Source organism: Oceanicella sp. SM1341 (genome assembly GCF_003448965.1).
Lineage (GTDB): Bacteria > Pseudomonadota > Alphaproteobacteria > Rhodobacterales > Rhodobacteraceae > Paroceanicella.
Genome location: NZ_QRGC01000024.1, coordinates 1 through 18,346, shown reverse-complemented (window position 1 = coordinate 18,346; position 18,346 = coordinate 1). Strand labels below are relative to the sequence as shown.

Below are 18,346 nucleotides of genomic sequence, written 5' to 3'. Positions count from 1 at the left end.
GAGATCATGAAGCAACTCTACATCGGTGGCGCCTGGACCGCGGGCACATCCGAGCGGCCAAACGTGAACCCCTCCGACCTCTCGGACATCATCGACACCTACGCCCAGGCCGATGCCGCGATGACCGAGCAGGCGATCTCCGCCGCCGCCGCCGCCTTCCCCTCCTGGTCGCATTCCGGGCCGCAGCAGCGCTACGACATCCTGCAGCGCGTGGCCGACGAGATCACCGCGCGGGCCGACGAGCTGGGTGACCTGCTCGCCCGCGAGGAGGGCAAGACCCTGCCGGAGGCCAAGGGCGAGGTGCTGCGCGCCGCCCAGATCTTCCGCTTCTTCTCCGGCGAGGCGCTGCGCCTCACCGGCGAGACCGTTCCTTCCGTGCGCCCCGGCGTGGGCGTGGAGATCACGCGCGAGCCGATGGGCGTGGTGGGCATCATCACACCGTGGAACTTCCCCATCGCCATCCCGGCCTGGAAGATCGCCCCGGCGCTCTGCTACGGCAACACGGTGGTGTTCAAGCCGGCCGACCTCGTGCCCGGCTCGGCCTGGGCGCTGGCCGACATCCTGGTGCGCGCCGGCGTGCCGGAGGGCGTGTTCAACCTGGTGATGGGCCGCGGCTCGGTCGTCGGCGAGACCATCCTCTCGGACAAGCGCGTGGCGGCGGTGACCTTCACCGGCTCGGTGAACACCGGCAAGCATGTCGCGGCCAAGTGCGTGGAGCACATGCGCAAGTTCCAGCTCGAGATGGGCGGCAAGAACCCGATGGTGGTGCTCGATGACGCCGACATCTCGGTGGCGGTCGACGCCTGCGTGAACGGCGCCTTCTTCTCCACCGGCCAGCGCTGCACCGCCTCCTCGCGGCTCATCGTCACCGACGGCATCCATGACCGCTTCATCGACGCGGTGGTGGCGAAGCTGGAGAGCCTGAAGATCGGCGACGCCCGCGCCGCCGGCACCCATATCGGCCCGGTGGTCGACGAGAGCCAGCTCGCGGTCGACGAGGGCTACATCGCCAAGGCAAAGGACGAGGGTGGCAAGCTCGTGTTCGGCGGCGGCCGGGTGAAATGCGACACCGAGGGCTTCTACCTCGCGCCCGCGCTCTTCACCGAGACCACGCAGGAGATGACCATCAACCGCGAGGAGGTCTTCGGTCCCGTTGCCTCCGTGGTGCGGGTGAAGGACTACGAGGAAGCGCTCTTCGCGGCGAATGACACCGCCTTCGGCCTGTCCTCGGGCATCTGCACCACCTCGCTGAAATACGCCACGCATTTCCGCCGCAACGCGGAAGCGGGCATGGTGATGGTCAACCTGCCCACGGCGGGGGTCGACTATCACGTTCCCTTCGGCGGCCGGAAGGGCTCGTCCTTCGGCCCGCGCGAGCAGGGGAAATACGCAGCCGAGTTCTTCACCACGGTGAAGACCGCCTACACGCTGCCCTGATCCGGCACGGCGCCCCGGGGGAAGCTCCCCGGGGCGTCGGACCTTTCGACAACCGGGGGCCCCGGGCCCCGAGGGAGAGAGATGATGACCCGCAGATTCCGCTCGCGCGAGTGGTTCGACGACCCCCACCGCCCCGACCAGGTCGCCCTCTACATGGAGAAGTACCTCGGCTGGCGCTATTCCTACGAGGAGCTGCGCTCCGGCAAGCCGATCATCGGCATCGCCCAGACCGGCTCCGACCTCTCCCCCTGCAACCGCGTGCATATCCAGCTCGCCGACCGCGTGCGTGAAGGCATCCGCGAGGCAGGCGGCATCCCGCTCGAATTCCCGGTCCACCCGATCCAGGAAACCGGCAAGCGGCCCACGGCGGCGCTCGACCGCAACCTCGCCTACATGGGCCTCGTGGAGCTGCTCTTCGGCTACCCGATCGACGCGGTGGTGCTCACCACCGGCTGCGACAAGACCACGCCTGCCTGCCTGATGGCGGCGGCGACGGTCGACATCCCGGCGATCGTGCTCTCCGGCGGCCCCTCGCTCGACGGCTATTTCGAGGGCGACGACCTGGTGGGGGCCGGCACCATCGTGTGGCGGATGCGCCGCAAGCTCGCCCGCGGCGAGATCACCGAGGAGCAGTTCTTCCGCGCCTGCGCAGGCTCGGTGCCCTCCATGGGCCATTGCAACACCATGGGCACCGCGAGCACGATGAACGGGCTCGCCGAGGCGCTCGGCATGTCGCTCACCGGCTGCGCCGCGATCCCCGCGCCCTATGCCGACCGCTCGACCATGGCCTACCGCACCGGCCTGCGCATCGTCGAGATGGCCCACGAGGACCTCAAACCCTCCGACATCCTCACCCGCGACGCCTTCCTCAACGCCATCGCCACCAACTCGGCGCTCGGCGGCTCGACCAACGCCCAGCCGCACCTGCAGGCCATCGCCGCGCATGTCGGCGTCGAGCTCAAGCCCTCGGACTGGCAGCTCTACGGCCATGACGTGCCGCTGCTCGTGAACATGCAGCCCGCTGGCAAATACCTCGGCGAGGGCTTCTACCGCGCCGGCGGTGTTCCGTCGGTGATGTGGGAGCTGCGCGAGGCGGGCCTGCTGCGCGACACGATCACCGCCACCGGCAAGGGCATGTTCGAGAACCTCGAGGGCCACGAGGCCGAGGGCCGCGAGGTGATCTTCCCCTTCGCCAAGCCGCTCTCCGAGAAGGCCGGTTTCGTGGTGATGACCGGCAATCTCTTCGACACCGCGATCATGAAGACCTCCGTCATCTCGCCGGAGTTCCGCGCCCGCTACCTCTCGACCCCCGGCAACGAGGGTGTCTACGAGGGTCGCGCCATCGTCTTCGACGGCTCGGAGGACTACCACGACCGCATCAACGACCCCGCGCTGAACATCGACGACAGCTGCATCCTGGTGATCCGCGGTTGCGGCCCGGTGGGCTGGCCCGGCTCGGCCGAGGTGGTGAACATGCAGCCGCCCGACGCGCTGCTGCGCCAGGGCATCACCTCGCTGCCCACCATCGGCGACGGGCGCCAGTCCGGCACCGCGGACAGCCCCTCGATCCTCAACGCCTCGCCGGAAGCGGCGGTGGGCGGCGGGCTCGCCTGGCTGCGCACCGATGACATCATCCGCATCGACCTCAACCAGGGCCGCTGCGACGCGCTGGTCGACGAGGCGGTCTGGGAAGCGCGCAAGGCCGAGGGCCTGCCGGAATTCCCCGCCTCGCAGACGCCGTGGCAGGAGCTCGCCCGCCAGACCGTGGGCCAGCTCGCCCAGGGCGGCTGCATGGACCTTGCGGTGAAATACCAGCGCGTGTCCGACGTGGTGCCGCGCCACAACCACTGAAGCAGCGCCCCGGCCCCTCCTGGGGGGGCCGGGGACCGCTCGCCGGGGCAGGGGGCTTGACCCTGCCGGCCGCAGGTAACATTGTCGACAATACGCCGCCCGACAGGAGAACCGCGATGTCCGTTGCCCAGCTCAGCCCGAAACACAACCTCCAGCAGGAGCGCGAGGATCTCGCAGCCACCTTCCGCTGGACCGCCAGGCTCAACATGCACGAGGGGGTGGCCAACCACTACTCGCTCGCGGTGAACGAGGACGGCACCCAGTTCCTCATGAACCCCAACCAGATGCATTTCAGCCTGATCAAGGCCTCCGACCTGCTGCTGCTCGACGCGAACGACCCCTCGTCGATGGAAGGTCCCGACGCGCCGGACCCCACCGCCTGGGGCCTGCACGGCACCATCCACCGCCACCTGCCGCATGCGCGCTGCGCCATGCACGTCCACTCGATCTACGCCACCGTCATCGCCATGATGGAGGACAGCTCGCTGCCGCCCTTCGACCAGAACTCGGCGATGTTCTTCAACCGCGTCGCGATCGACACCGAGTATGGCGGCCTTGCCTTCGAGGAAGAGGCGCAGCGCTGCTGTCAGCTGCTCGCCGACCCCTCCAAGCAGGTGCTGGTGATGGGCAACCACGGCATCATGGTGGTGGGCGCCACCGTGGCCGACACCTTCAACCGCCTCTACTATTTCGAGCGCGCCGCCGAGACCTACGTGAAGGCGCTCTGGACCGGCAAGCCCCTGCGCCGCCTCTCCGACGAGGTGGCCGAGAAGACCGCCCGCGAGATCGAGAGCTACCCCGAGCAGGGCGACAAGCTGATGATCGCCATCCGGCAGATCCTCGAGCGCGACGGCGAGGACTTCCGCCTCTGACGCACCGGCGGCGGGCCCGCGCGGCCCGCCACACGCCCCGCGGCTCGGCCCCTTCTGCCGATTGACACCTGCCCCCGACCTCTCTAGGAAGGTTAACCTGTTAAAGGACTGCGGGGGCCGGATGCCGCATCTGAGTTTCGAATATTCACCCGACCTGGACAGCCGCCTCGACCTGCAGGCCTTCGCGCGCGCCCTGCGCGACGCGATGGTGGAGACCGGGCTGTTCCCGCTCGGCGGCATCCGCGTGCGCGGCCTGCGCTGCGCGGTGGTCGAGATCGCCGACGGGGCGGAGCCCTACGGCTTCATCGACATGAGCCTGCGCCTCGGCGAGGGCCGCAGCGCGGAGGAGCGCCAGCGTGCCGCCGGCCATGTCTATGACGCCGCCGAAGCCTTCCTGCGCCCGCGGCTGGAGGGGCTGCCCTTCATGCTGAGCCTGGAGATCCGCGAGATCGTCGCGGCCTTCTCCATCCGCAGCTACAGCACCGTGCATGGCGCCATCGCGGCGCGCGCCGGCGCATGAGCGGGCACCCGAGGCGCTTCGAGCGCGCCCTGCCCATCGCGCTGCTGCGTGCCCGCGAGGCGACGATGCGGCTGTTCAAGCCGCATGTCGACGCGAACAACCTCAGCCTGCCGCAATGGCGCGTGCTGCGCGCCCTGGCCGAGATGGGCCCGCTCGACGCGACCGAGCTTTCCGACCGCTGCGCCATCCTGGGCCCCAGTCTCACCCGCATCCTGCGCGCGCTGGAGGAGCGGGGCCTCACCGCGCCCTCGGAGGCGCCGGCGCGCGATGCGCGGCGCCGGGTGGTGATGCTCACCGAGGAGGGGGCGGAGCTGTTCCGCCGCATGGTGCCGGAATCCGAGCGTATCTACCGCGAGCTCGAGTCCGAGTTCGGCTCCGAGCGGCTGGAAGTGCTGCTGAACATGCTCGAGGAACTGCGCGAGACCGCGACCCGCCTCAAGCCGCATGACGACTGACCCGCCCGGGGGCGGGCGCGCGAATGCGCTTTCCCTCGGCCTTTGTGCGGCCTATCTTGCGCTCCATGAACAAGAAGGTCACGGCAGGCGGCGCGGTGCAGAATCCCGGTGATGCATACGAGCTGATCCTCAAAATCATCGATGACGGGCTCATCGGCCCCGGCGGCCGGCTGGTCGAGAGCGAGCTGGCCGAGCGCTTCGGCGTGTCGCGCACCCCGATCCGCGAGGCGCTCAAGCGCCTGGAGACACAGGGTGTCGTGACGCGCGACGGGCGCAGCCTCATCGTCTCCAGCCTCGACCATGACCAGCTCGGCGAGCTCTACGTGGTGCGCGCCACGCTCGAGGGGCTGGCGGCGCGGCTTGCCGCCATGCATGCAGCGCCCGAGGAGATCTCGGTGCTGCGCGAGCTGCTGCAGCGCGACCACGGGCTGGTGAACGACGCGGCGGCACTTGCACGGGCCAACAAGCGCTTCCATCACCAGATCCACCTCGCCAGCCACAACCGCTACCTCATCCAGCAGCTCGTGGCCGTGCACCAGGCGATGGCGCTGGTCGCCACCACCTCGCTCGCCGCCGAGGGCCGGGGCGAGCAGGCGCTGGCCGAGCACGAGGCCATCCTCGAGGCTATCGCCGCCCGCAGGCCAGACGAGGCGGATGCCGCCATGCACGCCCATCTCTCGCAGGCCTACGAGACCCGGCTGAAACTCGACGCAGGAAAGATCGAATGAAGGACATCGCCGCCCGCATCGCCGCCGCCCGCACCGCCCGTGCCCCCTTCGCGGCCGAGCCGGAGCTCGCGGACATCGAGGCCGGGCTCGCCGCGCAGGACCTGGTGACCGGGCTGCTCGCGCCCGCCGCCGGGGGCGTGGCCGGCTACAAGATCTCGTGGAACACCGGGGCCGCGATGGCCCGCATGGGCTTGCCGCATCCGGGCTACGGCCGGGTGCTCGCCGAGGGCATCCGCGAGAGCGGCGCCGTGCTGGAGGCCGCCGCCTACCGCGAGTTCATGATGGAGCCCGAGATCGCGGCGGTGATCGGCGCCGACATGGCCCCGCGCGCGGGCGGATGGGACGCGGCCAGCGTGCTCGCCCACGTGGCGCGCTGGGTGCCGGCCTTCGAGCTGCTCGACCGGCGCGGCGGCGGAGCGGTGCCGCATGTGCCCACCATCCTCGCCGGCAACATCTTCAACGACGGCGCCGTGCTCGGCGGTCCCGGCGCCCCGGCCGACACGGATTTCTCCGCGCTCGAGACGGTGGTGAGCGTGGGCGGCGAGGAACTGCTGCGCCAAGCGGGCGCCGCGCCGCAGCCCCCCGCCGAAGCGCTGGCCTTCATCGCCGACCGCTTCAACGCCCGCGGCATCACCCTGCGCGCGGGCGACATCGTGCTGTGCGGCACGCACATGCCGGTCACCCCGGTGCCGGCCGGCGCCGAGGCGGTGATGTCGGTCACCGGCCTGGGCGAGGTGCGCTTCTCCATGCGCTGAGCCCCGTCAGGCCCGGGCAACCACCCGGGCCGCATGGGCCGCTTCCTCCACCACGACAGCCTCCTCCGGCCCGATCCCGGGGTGGTCGGCCGGACGGAAGCCGGGCAGGGGCTGGCCGCCATAGGGATCGACCACGCTCACGCCATGGTCGGTCTTGTCCCAGTAGAAGGGCTTGAACACGAGCTCGAACAGCGCCTTGTAGGCCGCCGCGGCGCCCAGCGGCCAGTAGAGCGGCAGGATCGCGAGCCAGGGGATCAGCCGCGCCTGGCCGGTGTTCACCAGTGCGCGGATGCTGGTGGCGAAGAGCACGACCTGCCCGACGAGCAGGCTCACCGCGATCGCCGGCATCAGCGGCGCGGGCACGGCGGCGATCCAGCTCGGCACGAAGCCGAGGGAAGACATCAGCCAGCCGAGCCACAGCAACGGCAGCGAGAGCTGCGCCGCGGCGCCGCCCAGCATCAGCACCTGGAAGCCGATGAAGCCGTAGACCCCGAGATCACGCCAGAGCTGCAGCGGCTGCAGCATGTGGGTGATCCAGGTCACCATGTAGCCCTTCTGCCAGCGCGAGCGCTGCTTTACCCAGGGCCAGGCCCGGCAGTTCGCTTCCTCCAGCGTGATCGAGTCGATCACCCTCGTGCGCAGGCCGAAGCGGGCGAGGCGCATCCCGAGGTCGGCGTCCTCGGTGACGTTGTGCGCGTCCCAGGCCCCCACGGCCTCCAGCGCGGAGCGGCGGAAGAACACCGAGGTGCCGCCCAGCGGCACCGGGAAGCGCACCCGCTGCACGCCCTTGAGCAGGACGTTGAACCAGGTGGCGTATTCGACGGCGAAGCAGCGCGAGATCCAGTTCTCGCCGGCGTTGAAATAGGACAGCCGCGCCTGGATGCAGGCCACGCGCGCCGGGCTCTCCGCGAAGGCCTCGACGACGGTGGCGACCTGCTTCGGGTCCGGCTGGTCCTCGGCGTCGTAGATGCCGAGGATCTCGCCGCGACAGAAGTCGAGCGCGTAGTTCATCGCCCGCGGCTTGGTGCGCAGGCTGTCGGCCGGCACGGTCAGCGCGCGGCAGGTGGGCGGCAGGCTGCGGGCCTGCACCGCCTCCACCATGCGGGTGTCGTCCTCCTCGAGCACGAGGATGATGTCGAGCAGTTCCGCGGGATAGTCGAGGCGCCCGAGGGCCGCGAGCAACCGGTCGAGCACCTCGGTCTCGCGGAACAGGGGCACGAGGATCGAGACCTGGGGCAGGGTGCGGAAACGGCTGAGCCGGGGCAGCTCGTGTGGCGGTGCGCGGTCCTCGATCACCCAGGACATCACCAGCGAGGTGAGGCGCAGCGCGGTGGTCGCGGCGTTCGAGAGCACCGCGAGGCAGAAGATCACCGCGAGGCAGGGGGCTATGCCGAAGAGCGCGAAGCACAGCAGTGCCAGCGCCACGCCGGCCGCGGCCACGGTGCGGGTGTGGCGGCCCCAGCTCCGGCAGGAGAGTTCCTCCCGGGTGCGCCGGCCCGCGCGCAGGGCCAGGTGGTCGCGGAAGGCGAGGGCAAGAGCGGCCTCGATCTCCTGCCGGTCGGCCAGGGCCACGGCTGCGGTGCCCGGAGTGAGGCCGCAGGCCTGCTCCGCCTCGCGCAGGCGCTCGGGCGTGGGGTCGGCCAGCACGACGATCACCGTGCTGCCCACCCGCCGCCAGGGGATGCACCCGGCGTCGAGACAGGCGGCGGCCGAGCAGCGTGCCAGCAGCGCGGGGTCGGCCGGGGCCGCCGCGAGATCGACCTCCATGATGCCGTGGAAGGCGCCCAGCGCGCGCACCATGTCGCGGCGGGAGAGCTGGCCATGGGCCACCAGCACCTCGCCCAGCGGCCGGCGGCTGCGGCGCTGGCGGGCCAGCGCACGGGCGAGCAGGCCGGGATCGATCAGCCCGCGGGACGCGAGATAGGCGCCGAAACGCTCCGCCTCGCTCTGGGCGCGTGCCGAGGCAAACCCGGCGGCGGGGACTGGAGACTCGGAGACCAAGGTGAACGCACGCTCCTCAACCGGACTCCGGGAGGATGCGCAATCTTGCTTAACGGGGGCTTAACCGCGCGAGCGGCCCAGAGACGGAGCGGCCCGAAGACGGCGCGGGCGCCGAGACGGAGCGGCCGGCCCGAGGGGGCCGGCCGGAGCAGCGTCACATCGCGGCGACGAAGCGCTCGAAGAGATAAGTGCTGTCCTGCGGGCCGGGGCTGGCCTCGGGGTGGTACTGCACCGAGAACACCGGCCGGTCGCGCATGCGGATGCCGCAGTTCGAGCCGTCGAACAGCGAGACATGGGTTTCCATCACGCCCTGGGGCAGGGTCTGGCTGTCGACGGTGAAGCCGTGGTTCATCGAGGTGATCTCGACCTTGCCGGTCTCGAGGTCCTTCACCGGATGATTCGCACCGTGGTGGCCGTGATTCATCTTCACCGTGCGCGCGCCGAGGGCGAGGGCCAGCATCTGGTGGCCGAGGCAGATGCCGAACACCGGCATGGCGCTCTTGTCGAGGATCGAGCGGATCATCGGCACGGCGTATTCGCCGGTGGCGGCGGGGTCGCCCGGGCCGTTGGAGAGGAACAGGCCCTCGGGCTCATGGGCGAGCACGTCCTCGGCGGTGGCGGTGGCCGGCAGCACGGTCACGTCGCAGCCCGAGGAGGCGAGGCAGCGCAGGATGTTGCGCTTCGCGCCGTAGTCGATGGCGACGACGCGCCGGCCCTCACCCTCGCGCGGGCGGTGGCCTTCGGGCCAGGACCAGCGCATCTCGTTCCAGCGGTAGGACTGGGCGCAGGTGACCTCGCGGGCGAGGTCGGCGCCGACCAGGCCCTTGAAGGAGCGGGCTTTCTGCAGCAGGTCCTCGACGTCGAACTCGCCGTCGGGGTTGTGCTGCAGCGCGACGTGCGGCACGCCCTGCAGGCGGATGAGCCGGGTGAGGCGGCGGGTGTCGATGCCACCGATGGCGATGCGGCCGCGCCGGGCCAGCCAGTCGGGCAGGTCGCCGGCGGCGCGCCAGTTCGAGGGCTCGGTGGGATCCCATTTCACCACCATGCCGGCAGCGACGGGCTCGGCCGTCTCGTCATCCTCGTCGTTCACGCCGACATTGCCGACATGCGGGAAGGTGAAGGTGACGATCTGCCCGGCATAGGAGGGATCGGTCATGATTTCCTGGTAGCCGGTCATCGCGGTGTTGAAGCACAGTTCCGCCACCGTCGTGCCTGTCGCCCCGAAGCCTCGGCCGTAGAAGATCGAGCCATCGGCGAGAACGAGACAGGCGGTGGGTTTTCCGATGGGGCCTGGGCGGGTCATGTGCATACCTTTCGCGCGGATTCGGCGGAACCTATTGAGGCACGGGGCGAAGGTCAACACCGGACTCCGAATATATTTTACCTTTTGTTTACAGTTACTTGCTGCGGTGCAATGCCATTGTGGCTCCTGAGCGATTCCTGTAAAATCCTCGGCTTCTGGGGACGGCACGCCGTCAGAGGGAACGAGGAACACGATGCGCGAGCGTCTTACCAAGGCAATGAAGGAGGCGATGGTGTCCAAGGACGCCACCCGGCTCTCGACGATCCGGCTGATCAACGCGGCCATCAAGGACCGGGACATTGCGGCCCGCACGGGCGATGGTTCGGAGCAGGGGGTCTCGGACGCCGAGATCCTGGGCATTCTCGGCCGGATGATCAAGCAGCGCCAGGAAAGCGCCCGCCTCTACGAGGAGGGCGGCCGGCTGGAGCTGGCCGAGCAGGAGCGCCAGGAGATCGCGGTGATCGAGGAATTCCTGCCGCGCCGGCTCGACGACGCGGAAGTGGAAGCGGCGGTGCGCCAGGCCGTGGCCGAGACCAAGGCCCATTCCATCCGCGACATGGGCAAGGTGATGGGCATCCTGAAGTCGCAGTATGCCGGTCAGATGGATTTCGCCAAGGCGGGTGCCGCGGTGCGGGCGGCCCTGGGCTGACCACCGGCGCCCGGCGCCACATGCAGAGACACGGGAAGGGGGCCGCGGAGCAGAAGCTTCGCGGCCCCGTTGCGTTGCGGGGGCTGCCCGGCCCGGTTGCGCGGGGGGCGCGCTCAGGCGCGGGGCGTGGCGCGGCTTCGGGCGATGGCGAGGCTGAGCTCGTCGTGGAGCGTGAGCCGCTCCTCGGGCGAGAGGAAGGCGCCGAGCTCGATGCGCCGGCCGTTGCCGGTGAGGGTGAGGTAGTTTTCCGGCCGGCCTTCCCGCGCGATCTCGAGCCGCACCCAGTAGGGGTTGGCGTGCCAGTGCCGGACCCGGCCACCGGGGTCGCGCCGCTCCACGGTCATGAGGTCCGGCCAGAGCTTCACTTCCTCCGTTATGCGCGCGTCACGGTAGTTGCGGCGCATGAAGAGCCAGAGGAGGCCGACATGCAGCCCGGCGAAGGGCAGCATGACCCATAGGGCGCGCGTGCCCACGAGGGCGGTGAGCGGCACCAGGTAGACCAGCGACGTGAGCAGGATGAGGAGGTGGAAGCCGCGCTGGCTGAGGGAGCGGTGCGGCCAGAGGGTGACGGTGTACTGCGGTGCGCCGTCGCGCTCGGGGGGGGCCGGAGCCCCGGGGGCTCCGGCAGGGATGTTGCGGGTGGTGTCGACCACCGCCGCGCCTCAATGGTGCTTCTGGTGGTCCCACATGTCCGGCGTGGGGAGCGTCTCGAACGTGTGCTCCGGCGGCGGGTTGGACAGGGTCCATTCCAGCGTGTCGGCCGAGGGGCCCCAGTAGGATTTCTCGGTCACGCGCGCGCCGCGGGTGAGCGTGTAGTACACGATCCCGATGAACAGCAGGAAGGAGGCGAAGGAGATGAAGGCGCCGATCGACGAGACCATGTTCCAGAGCGCGAACTGCTCCGGATAGTCGATGTAGCGGCGCGGCATGCCCTGGTAGCCGAGGAAGTGCTGCGGGAAGAAGGTGAGGTTGGCGCCCACGAACATCATCCAGAAATGCACCTTGCCCCAGAATTCCGGGTACTGGCGGCCCGACATCTTGCCGATCCAGTAGTAGATGCCGGCGAAGATGCAGAACACCGCGCCGAGGCTCATCACGTAGTGGAAATGCGCCACCACGTAGTAGGTGTCATGCATCGCACGGTCGATGGCGGCCTGGGAGAGCACCACGCCGGTCACGCCGCCCACGGTGAACAGGAACAGGAAGCCGAAGGCCCAGAGCATGGGGGTCTTGAACTCGATGGAGCCGCCCCACATGGTCGCGATCCAGGAGAAGATCTTGATGCCGGTGGGCACCGCGATCACCATGGTCGCCATCATGAAGTAGCTCTGCTGGGTGACGGACATGCCCACCGTGTACATGTGGTGCGCCCACACGACGAAGCCCAGCACGCCGATGCCCACCATCGCCCAGACCATCGGCAGGTAGCCGAAGATCGGTTTCTTCGAGAAGGTCGAGATCACGTGGCTGATGATGCCGAAGCCCGGCACGATGATCATGTACACTTCCGGGTGACCGAAGAACCACAGCAGGTGCTGGTAGAGCACCGGGTCGCCGCCGCCGTCGGGCTGGAAGAAGGTGGTGCCGAAGTTCCGGTCGGTCAGCAGCATGGTGATGGCGCCGGCCAGCACGGGCAGGGAGAACAGGATCAGGAACGCCGTGACCAGGATCGACCAGGCGAACAGCGGCGCCTTGAAGATGGTCATGCCCGGCGCGCGCATGTTCAGGAAAGTGGTGATGATGTTGATGGCGCCGAGGATGGAGGAGGCGCCGGAGACATGCACCGCGAAGATCGCGAGATCGGTCGAATAGCCGCCCTCCTGGGTCGACAGCGGCGCGTAGAGCACCCAGCCGATGCCCGAGCCCATCTGCCCGTTGCCGCCCGGCGAGACCACCGAGAGCACCGCCAGCGTGCAGCCGCAGACGTAGAGCCAGTAGGAGAGGTTGTTCAGCCGCGGGAACGCCATGTCCGGCGCGCCGATCATCAGCGGCATGAAATAGTTGCCGAAACCGCCGAAGAGCGCGGGAATCACCACGAAGAACATCATCAGGATGCCATGCGCGGTGATCAGCACGTTCCAGAGGTGGCCGTTGGGCGTGCCGTCCTCGAAGGTCATGTACTGCACGCCCGGCTGCATCAGCTCCAGCCGCATGTAGACCGTGAAGGCAACCGAGATGAACCCGATCACGCCCGCGGTGAAAAGGTACAGGATCCCGATATCCTTGTGATTTGTGGACATGAACCAGCGGGTGAAGAACCCCCTGTTGTCCTCGTGGGCATGTACGGCTGCGTCGGCCATCATTCACTCCCTGCCACGTTGCTCTGCCTGCCGACTCGCACCCGCTGCACGTGCGCAAGTCCACAACTTGGTCCGACATCTACTCCGGTCCGTCCGCCGGCTCAATTGGCACGTTCGCCGCATGCCGGTTGATCCGGGGTTAACATGTTCGCGGAAACACTAACACATCAGGTGGCGGCGCCGAAGTCTCGGCCGCGGGGCCGCCTGCAGGAAGGTGATGCCGGGTGCAGCGGCGTGGCGCAAACGCCGGCCGGGTCACCCGGCGGGGCCGAACACGCGCAGGAAAGCGGCCTGCAGCGCGAGGTCGAGGTCGGGCATGCTGGCGGGGATGCCGAGGTCGGCGAGGCTGGTCACCCCGCGGTCGCGGATGCCGCAGGGCACGATTCCGTCAAAATGGGAGAGGTCCGGCTCGAGGTTCACCGAGATGCCGTGGAAACTCACCCAGCGGCGCAGGCGCAGGCCGATGGCGGCGATCTTGTCTTCCGCCGGGCTGCCGTCGGGCAGGGGAGGGCGGTCGGGGCGGACCACCCAGATGCCCACGCGCCCCTGCCGCCGCTCGCCGCGCACCCCGAAGCTGGCGAGGGTCTCGATCACCCATTCCTCGAGCATCCACACGAAGCGGCGCACATCGCGGCCGCGCTGGCCGAGGTCGAGCATCACGTAGGCCACGCGCTGGCCGGGCCCGTGGTAGGTGTACTCGCCGCCGCGCCGCGCGGGGTAGACCGGGAAGCGCCCGGGATCGGTGAGGTCCTCGGGCCGGGCGGAGGTGCCGGCGGTGTAGAGCGGCGGGTGCTCGAGCAGCCAGACCAGCTCCGGCGCGGTGCCGGCGAGAATGGCCTCCACCCGCGTCTCCATCGTCCCGAGCGCCTCGGGATAGCCCACGAGCCCGTCCTCGATGCGCCATTCGGGCTGGGGGGCGAAACCGGGCGTGAGGGGAGATTGGCTCATGGCGCTGACCTTCGGCTGGGGAGCGCCATTCTCCTGCCCCCGGGCCGGGAATGCAATCTCGGGAATGCCGGCCATGCCCTTGTTCTGCTGGGGTTTTGCCGGCCGGCGCAAAAAAACTTCATCAAGATGCGAAACGCCTCTTTCCATCTCCGGAATCGCCGTCTATAAGCCCCCTCGTCACGGAGCGGTCGTGGCGGAATTGGTAGACGCGCAGCGTTGAGGTCGCTGTGGGGTAACTCCCGTGGAAGTTCGAGTCTTCTCGACCGCACCAGACTTGCACACAGTTGCACGTGATGCGCGCCGGGTCCGAAAGGGCCCGGCGCGCAACGCGTTCCGGGGGGCGACTGCCCCCGAAGCAAGCTCCCCACCGAAGTTTCGCGAAGACCGCCACGGCGCGGCCCGCCTGCGCATCGCGCCGGGACGACCGGCCCGCGGCCGCGACGTTCACGCGGCCCCGTTCACGCGCCCGTTCACGTGAATGTGCCGGCAGACCCCGGTGCCCGGAGCGCCGAAGCTTGCTAGGCTCTCTGTCACGCAAGCCGAAATCCGACCGTTCTGGCGGGAGCGTGGCCCGGCGGGGCCCGCACCCGCGAGAGCGCGACACGAAGGAGCAGCCGATATGTCCCTGCCTCTCCTCGACCGACGCTTCTTCCTCGCAGGTGCGGGGGCGGCCGGCGCCGTGCTGGCGCAGGGCGGGCTCCTGTCGCCCGCGCGCGCCTCGGACCTCGCCCCCACGCAGACGATGCGCGGCGGCAGCAACAACTACCGCCCCGGAGCGCCGCTCGTCGAGCGGCTGGGCACCGGCTTTCTCGTGTCCGGAACCGTGCGCAGGGCGGGCGACGGCGCGCCGCTCGAGGGCGTGCGCGTGCAGATCTGGGCCGCGACCGTGCTCGGCGGCGAGCGCGACCCGCGCAACCACGGCAGCGTGCTCACCGGACCCGACGGCACCTTCCGGCTGGAAACCGAGCAGATCGTGCCGAACTTCGGCCAGCCGCACGCCCATCTCGCCTATGACGACGGCGCCTATCGCACCGTGTTCCTGCGCCCGGTGATGGGCAGCGCCTCCGACACGAGCGTCTCGGCAGATTTCGTTCTTGCCCCGGCCTGAGGCGCGGGGCGGGCGGGGCATGTCGCCCGCGCTCCGGGTCGTGCTGGCCTGGGGCGCCGCGGGCGTGATCGCCGGCCTGCCGGTGGTGCTGGCCGCCTTCAGCCCGCTCCTGGGCTACCGGGGCGGCGACTACATCCTGGGCGGTTTCGCCGGCATCCTCTGCCTTGCCTTCCTCGCGCTGCAGCCGCTGCTGGCGGCGGGCTACCTGCCGGGTGCGCGCGCCGGCCGGGGCCGCAGGTGGCACAGGCTGCTGGGCGGCGCCATCGTGCTCTGCGTGGTGCTCCATGTGGGCGGGCTCTGGCTCGCCAGCCCGCCGGACGTGATCGACGCCCTGCTGCTGGTCGCGCCCACGCCCTTCTCCGTCTGGGGCGTCACCGCGATGTGGGGGGTGTTCGCCACCGTGCTTCTGGTGGCGCTGCGCCGGCGCAGCGGGCTCGGGCCGGCGGCCTGGCGGCTGGTGCACAATGCGCTGGCGCTGCTCGTCGTCGTCGCGACAGTGCTGCACGCGCTGCAGATCGAGGGGGCGATGGAGGCCTTTTCGAAGGCCGGGCTCTGCCTCGCCGCGCTGGCCGCAACGCTGGTGGCGCTGGCCGACCTGCGGGTGCTGCGCCCCCTGCGCCGGGCCCGGCGCGGCTGAGCCGGCCTCAGCCCTTCTGCTCCAGCGTGTCGAGCAGCGGCTGCCACTGCGCCTTCATCGCCGCATAGGCCTTCTGGGGCCGGTCGTGCAGGGCGGCTCCGCCGGCGGCGAGGTCGCCGTAGGCGGCGCGCTCGGTCACCCAGGCCGAGGGCTGCTGGCCGATCCGCTCGAAGAACCCGGCGAGCGAGGTGGCGGCCCGGGCCTGCGGGCGCACGCGCATCGCGAGCAGGTGCAGCCGCGCCTTGCCCTTGCGCACCCGCTTGAGGTCCTCGACCTCCTTCAGGAAGCCCTTCGTGCTGTCGGCGTCGAAGACCGAGGGCAGCACCGGGATCACCACCGCCTTCGCCTCGCCGATGAGGGCGGAGGCGGCCTCGAGGTTGAGCGCGCCCGGCGCGTCGATCACCAGCCAGTCGAGCTTCTTGGGCCGCGCGCCGAAATCGCCGGGCGCCGTCCAGTCCAGCCCGCGGATGGGCGCGAGGCCGGAGGGCCGCAGCTTCAGCCAGCGCAGCGCCGATTTCTGCGCGTCCGCATCGGCCAGCGCCACGCGCGCACCGCCCTGTGCGAAGGCAGATGCCAGGGTGATCGCGGTCAGCGTCTTGCCGCAGCCGCCCTTCCGGTTGGCGATCAGGATGGTTTTCATTGCGTCACTCCCCGCTCGGCCCCGCTTGCAGCATCCGGGCCGCTATGCAATTGCTGTCAAGGAATTGATGCAATTTGATGGGGTAGAATGCAAATCATCACCACAACCGAGGATCTCGCCCGATTCTGCTCCGATTGCGCCAAGGCTCCCTATGTCACGGTCGACACGGAATTCCTGCGCGAGCGCACCTATTATGCCCAGCTCTGCCTGGTGCAGCTCGCCCGGCCCGCCGGCGCGGGCGAGAGCGACGAGACCACCGCGGCCATCATCGACCCGCTGGCGAAGGGCCTCTCGCTCGACCCGCTGTTCGAGCTGCTGCGCAACCGCGACGTGATGAAGGTGTTCCACGCCGCGCGCCAGGACCTCGAGATCTTCTACACGCTGATGGGCGAGGTGCCCGAGCCGATCTTCGACACCCAGGTGGCGGCGATGGTCTGCGGGCTGGGCGACCAGGCGAGCTACGAGTCGCTCGTGCGCCGCGTGGCGCGCGAGGGGATGGACAAGTCCGCCCGCTTCACCGACTGGTCGCGCCGCCCGCTGAGCGAGAAGCAGCTCTCCTACGCGCTGGCCGATGTCACCCACCTGCGGGTGATCTACGAGCAGCTCAGCGCCCAGCTCGCCGAGAGCGGCCGCACCGGCTGGGTGGACGAGGAGATGGACATCCTCACCTCGCCCGCCACCTACGACATGGACCCCGAGGAGGCCTGGCGCCGGGTCAAGACCCGCACCACGGCGCCGAAGTTCCTCGCCATCGTGCGCGAACTCGCCGCCTGGCGCGAGCGGCAGGCGCGCGAGCGCGACGTGCCGCGCAACCGGCTGCTGAAGGACGATGCGCTGCTGGAGATCGCCTCCAACAAGCCCACCAACCTCGAGGAGCTCGGCCGCTCGCGGCTGCTGCAGCGCGAGGGGCGCAAGTCCGACATGTCGGACGGCATCCTCAAGGCGGTCGCCGCCGGCATCGCCTGTCCGCCGGAGAAGCGGCCGAGCGTGCCCGAGCCCTTCGTGCCCAAGCCGGGCGGGCAGGCGCTGGGAGACCTGCTGCGCGTGCTGCTGAAGGCGAAGTCCGAGGCCGCCGGCGTGGCGCCGCGGCTCATCGCCTCCAGCGCCGATCTCGACCGTATCGCCAGCGGCGAGGACGAGGGCGTGCCGGCGATGACCGGCTGGCGCCACGAGGTGTTCGGCCGCGATGCCGAGCGCCTGCGCGAGGGGCGCATCGCGCTCTCCGCCTCGCGCGGCGGCGTGCGGCTGATCGAGATCTGATGCGCCCGGCCCCCGTGCGGGGCCGCGCGCGCCGCGCCTCAGGAGCCGCTGGCGGGAGCCGGCGCCGCCGGCGGGATCGGGCGCTCAAGCCCGCTGTCGGTGCCCACGACACGGATCTTCGTCGCCCCGGCGAGAATGTCGTCGCCCACGAACTGCGCCATGATCATCGAACGCGCCGAGACCGGGCCCGCGCCCACCGGGCTCGCCTCGGGCGGCAGGGCGACGGCCTCGAGCACGATGGCGCCGTCGGCCGCGGGGCGGTTGTCGAGCAGGCGGAGCTGCGGTTCGTAGAAGCCCTGCAGCGGCGCCGTCGCCGTGACCTGCACCAGAACGCCGCGAAACGACCGCCCGACCTCGAGCGTGTCGATGGTCGCGAGCCGCACCTTGGCGGCCTGCACCTCGGCCCGGGTCAACGGCTCTTCCGGCGCGCTGAGCGGATTTCCGACTGAGAAGCTGCAGCCGGCGAGCATCAGAGCGACCGGTATCATCGCAAACGCGGCACGTGTCATGGGTTCCCCGCTAAAGACTTGATCGGAGGATTGCGATAGACCGGAATCGCAACAAATGAAAGGCCACGGCGCATGAGCGCGACATCGCAGAGCCGTGTTCTGCTGCTTGGCGGGGCCCGCGAGGCCGAGGTCCTGGCGGCTGCGCTGGCCGCCTGCGCGCCGGGGGCAGCCCTGCTGGTGCGCCCGCCGGGCCTGCGCGGCGACGGCTTTTCGGCACCCGCGCTGATCTCCGCCTTCGACGCGCCCGCGCTGCCCGCCGCGCTCGGCCGGGCGGTGGCGGCGGTGATCGCGACGCATCCCTTCGACACGGCCGGCACCGCGGCGGCACTGGCGCTTGCCGCCCGGCACGGCCTGCCGGCGCTGCGGCTGCTGC

At 70.1% G+C, this 18,346-nt stretch carries 20 protein-coding genes and 1 tRNA gene; 14 read left to right on the top strand and 7 right to left on the bottom strand.

Annotation, left to right across the window (positions count from 1 at the left end):
* The first annotated feature begins 6 nt into the window (after positions 1-6).
* From D3P35_RS18720 to D3P35_RS18690, 7 genes are all read left to right on the top strand, one after another.
* Positions 7-1,437 carry an aldehyde dehydrogenase family protein gene (locus tag D3P35_RS18720; protein WP_118136661.1) on the top strand — a complete coding sequence of 477 codons (1,431 nt, stop codon included), beginning with the start codon at positions 7-9 and terminating at the stop codon, positions 1,435-1,437.
* Positions 1,438-1,521: 84 nt separating this feature from the next.
* Positions 1,522-3,288, top strand: a complete 1,767-nt coding sequence (locus tag D3P35_RS18715; RefSeq protein ID WP_232830557.1) for an IlvD/Edd family dehydratase — start codon at positions 1,522-1,524, stop codon at positions 3,286-3,288.
* A gap of 116 nt (positions 3,289-3,404) precedes the next feature.
* Positions 3,405-4,160, top strand: a complete 756-nt coding sequence (locus D3P35_RS18710) for a class II aldolase and adducin N-terminal domain-containing protein (protein WP_118136657.1) — start codon at positions 3,405-3,407, stop codon at positions 4,158-4,160.
* A gap of 121 nt (positions 4,161-4,281) precedes the next feature.
* Positions 4,282-4,680, top strand: coding sequence for a 5-carboxymethyl-2-hydroxymuconate Delta-isomerase (locus D3P35_RS18705; protein ID WP_118136655.1), 399 nt, complete (start codon positions 4,282-4,284; stop codon positions 4,678-4,680).
* Positions 4,677-5,135, top strand: a complete 459-nt coding sequence (hpaR, locus tag D3P35_RS18700) for a homoprotocatechuate degradation operon regulator HpaR (protein WP_118136653.1) — start codon at positions 4,677-4,679, stop codon at positions 5,133-5,135. The genes D3P35_RS18705 and hpaR overlap by 4 nt, the downstream gene beginning before the upstream one ends.
* Positions 5,136-5,200: 65 nt before the next feature.
* Complete coding sequence (locus tag D3P35_RS18695) at positions 5,201-5,863, top strand: GntR family transcriptional regulator (protein WP_118136785.1); 663 nt, start codon at positions 5,201-5,203, stop codon at positions 5,861-5,863.
* A complete protein-coding gene (locus D3P35_RS18690) occupies positions 5,860-6,618 on the top strand; it encodes a 2-keto-4-pentenoate hydratase (protein ID WP_118136651.1) in 759 nt (252 codons plus the stop codon). Before D3P35_RS18695 ends, D3P35_RS18690 begins: the two co-directional genes overlap by 4 nt.
* Before the next feature lie 6 nt (positions 6,619-6,624).
* On the opposite strand, the gene D3P35_RS18685 is transcribed toward D3P35_RS18690, so the two are convergent.
* The gene (locus tag D3P35_RS18685; protein WP_118136649.1) at positions 6,625-8,619 is read right to left on the bottom strand and encodes a glycosyltransferase; all 1,995 of its coding nucleotides are present in this window, start codon (positions 8,617-8,619) and stop codon (positions 6,625-6,627) included.
* 154 nt (positions 8,620-8,773) lie between these two features.
* Positions 8,774-9,928 (bottom strand): glutamine-hydrolyzing carbamoyl-phosphate synthase small subunit, encoded by a 1,155-nt coding sequence (gene carA, locus D3P35_RS18680; RefSeq protein ID WP_198670697.1) that lies wholly within the window; start codon positions 9,926-9,928, stop codon positions 8,774-8,776.
* A gap of 187 nt (positions 9,929-10,115) precedes the next feature.
* Between carA and D3P35_RS18675 the strand changes: the two genes are divergently transcribed.
* Entirely contained in the window at positions 10,116-10,571 is a 456-nt protein-coding gene (locus tag D3P35_RS18675; RefSeq protein WP_118136645.1) for a GatB/YqeY domain-containing protein, read from the top strand.
* Positions 10,572-10,684: 113 nt separating this feature from the next.
* Here the strand turns inward: D3P35_RS18675 and D3P35_RS18670 are convergent, their stop codons facing one another.
* The 3 genes from D3P35_RS18670 to lipB form a co-directional block, all read right to left on the bottom strand.
* Positions 10,685-11,224 (bottom strand): DUF2244 domain-containing protein, encoded by a 540-nt coding sequence (locus D3P35_RS18670; protein ID WP_118136643.1) that lies wholly within the window; start codon positions 11,222-11,224, stop codon positions 10,685-10,687.
* 9 nt (positions 11,225-11,233) lie between these two features.
* Positions 11,234-12,871, bottom strand: a complete 1,638-nt coding sequence (gene ctaD, locus D3P35_RS18665) for a cytochrome c oxidase subunit I (protein WP_118136641.1) — start codon at positions 12,869-12,871, stop codon at positions 11,234-11,236.
* A 255-nt stretch (positions 12,872-13,126) separates the two neighbouring features.
* Positions 13,127-13,819, bottom strand: coding sequence for a lipoyl(octanoyl) transferase LipB (gene lipB, locus D3P35_RS18660; RefSeq protein WP_118136639.1), 693 nt, complete (start codon positions 13,817-13,819; stop codon positions 13,127-13,129).
* Between lipB and D3P35_RS26260 the strand changes: the two genes are divergently transcribed.
* The 4 genes from D3P35_RS26260 to D3P35_RS18645 all read left to right on the top strand — a co-directional run bounded on the left by D3P35_RS26260 (position 13,818) and on the right by D3P35_RS18645 (position 15,564).
* Positions 13,818-14,039 carry a hypothetical protein gene (locus tag D3P35_RS26260; RefSeq protein ID WP_157982209.1) on the top strand — a complete coding sequence of 74 codons (222 nt, stop codon included), beginning with the start codon at positions 13,818-13,820 and terminating at the stop codon, positions 14,037-14,039. The two genes, lipB and D3P35_RS26260, sit on opposite strands and share 2 nt — an antisense overlap.
* Positions 14,004-14,090 (top strand) — tRNA-Leu (locus tag D3P35_RS18655). Before D3P35_RS26260 ends, D3P35_RS18655 begins: the two co-directional genes overlap by 36 nt.
* Before the next feature lie 348 nt (positions 14,091-14,438).
* Positions 14,439-14,927, top strand: a complete 489-nt coding sequence (locus D3P35_RS18650; protein ID WP_118136637.1) for a twin-arginine translocation pathway signal — start codon at positions 14,439-14,441, stop codon at positions 14,925-14,927.
* 19 nt (positions 14,928-14,946) lie between these two features.
* A complete protein-coding gene (locus D3P35_RS18645; RefSeq protein WP_118136635.1) occupies positions 14,947-15,564 on the top strand; it encodes a ferric reductase-like transmembrane domain-containing protein in 618 nt (205 codons plus the stop codon).
* A gap of 7 nt (positions 15,565-15,571) precedes the next feature.
* Here D3P35_RS18645 and D3P35_RS18640 read toward each other — a convergent pair whose 3' ends face one another.
* Positions 15,572-16,204, bottom strand: a complete 633-nt coding sequence (locus D3P35_RS18640) for a ParA family protein (protein WP_118136633.1) — start codon at positions 16,202-16,204, stop codon at positions 15,572-15,574.
* An 87-nt stretch (positions 16,205-16,291) separates the two neighbouring features.
* Between D3P35_RS18640 and rnd the strand changes: the two genes are divergently transcribed.
* Positions 16,292-17,464, top strand: a complete 1,173-nt coding sequence (gene rnd / locus D3P35_RS18635) for a ribonuclease D (RefSeq protein WP_118136631.1) — start codon at positions 16,292-16,294, stop codon at positions 17,462-17,464.
* 38 nt (positions 17,465-17,502) lie between these two features.
* Here the strand turns inward: rnd and D3P35_RS18630 are convergent, their stop codons facing one another.
* Positions 17,503-17,877 carry a hypothetical protein gene (locus D3P35_RS18630; protein ID WP_118136629.1) on the bottom strand — a complete coding sequence of 125 codons (375 nt, stop codon included), beginning with the start codon at positions 17,875-17,877 and terminating at the stop codon, positions 17,503-17,505.
* 168 nt (positions 17,878-18,045) lie between these two features.
* Here D3P35_RS18630 and D3P35_RS18625 point away from each other — a divergent pair.
* Positions 18,046-18,346 (top strand): hypothetical protein (locus tag D3P35_RS18625; RefSeq protein ID WP_198670696.1); only part of this gene is annotated, 301 nt, incomplete at its 3' end.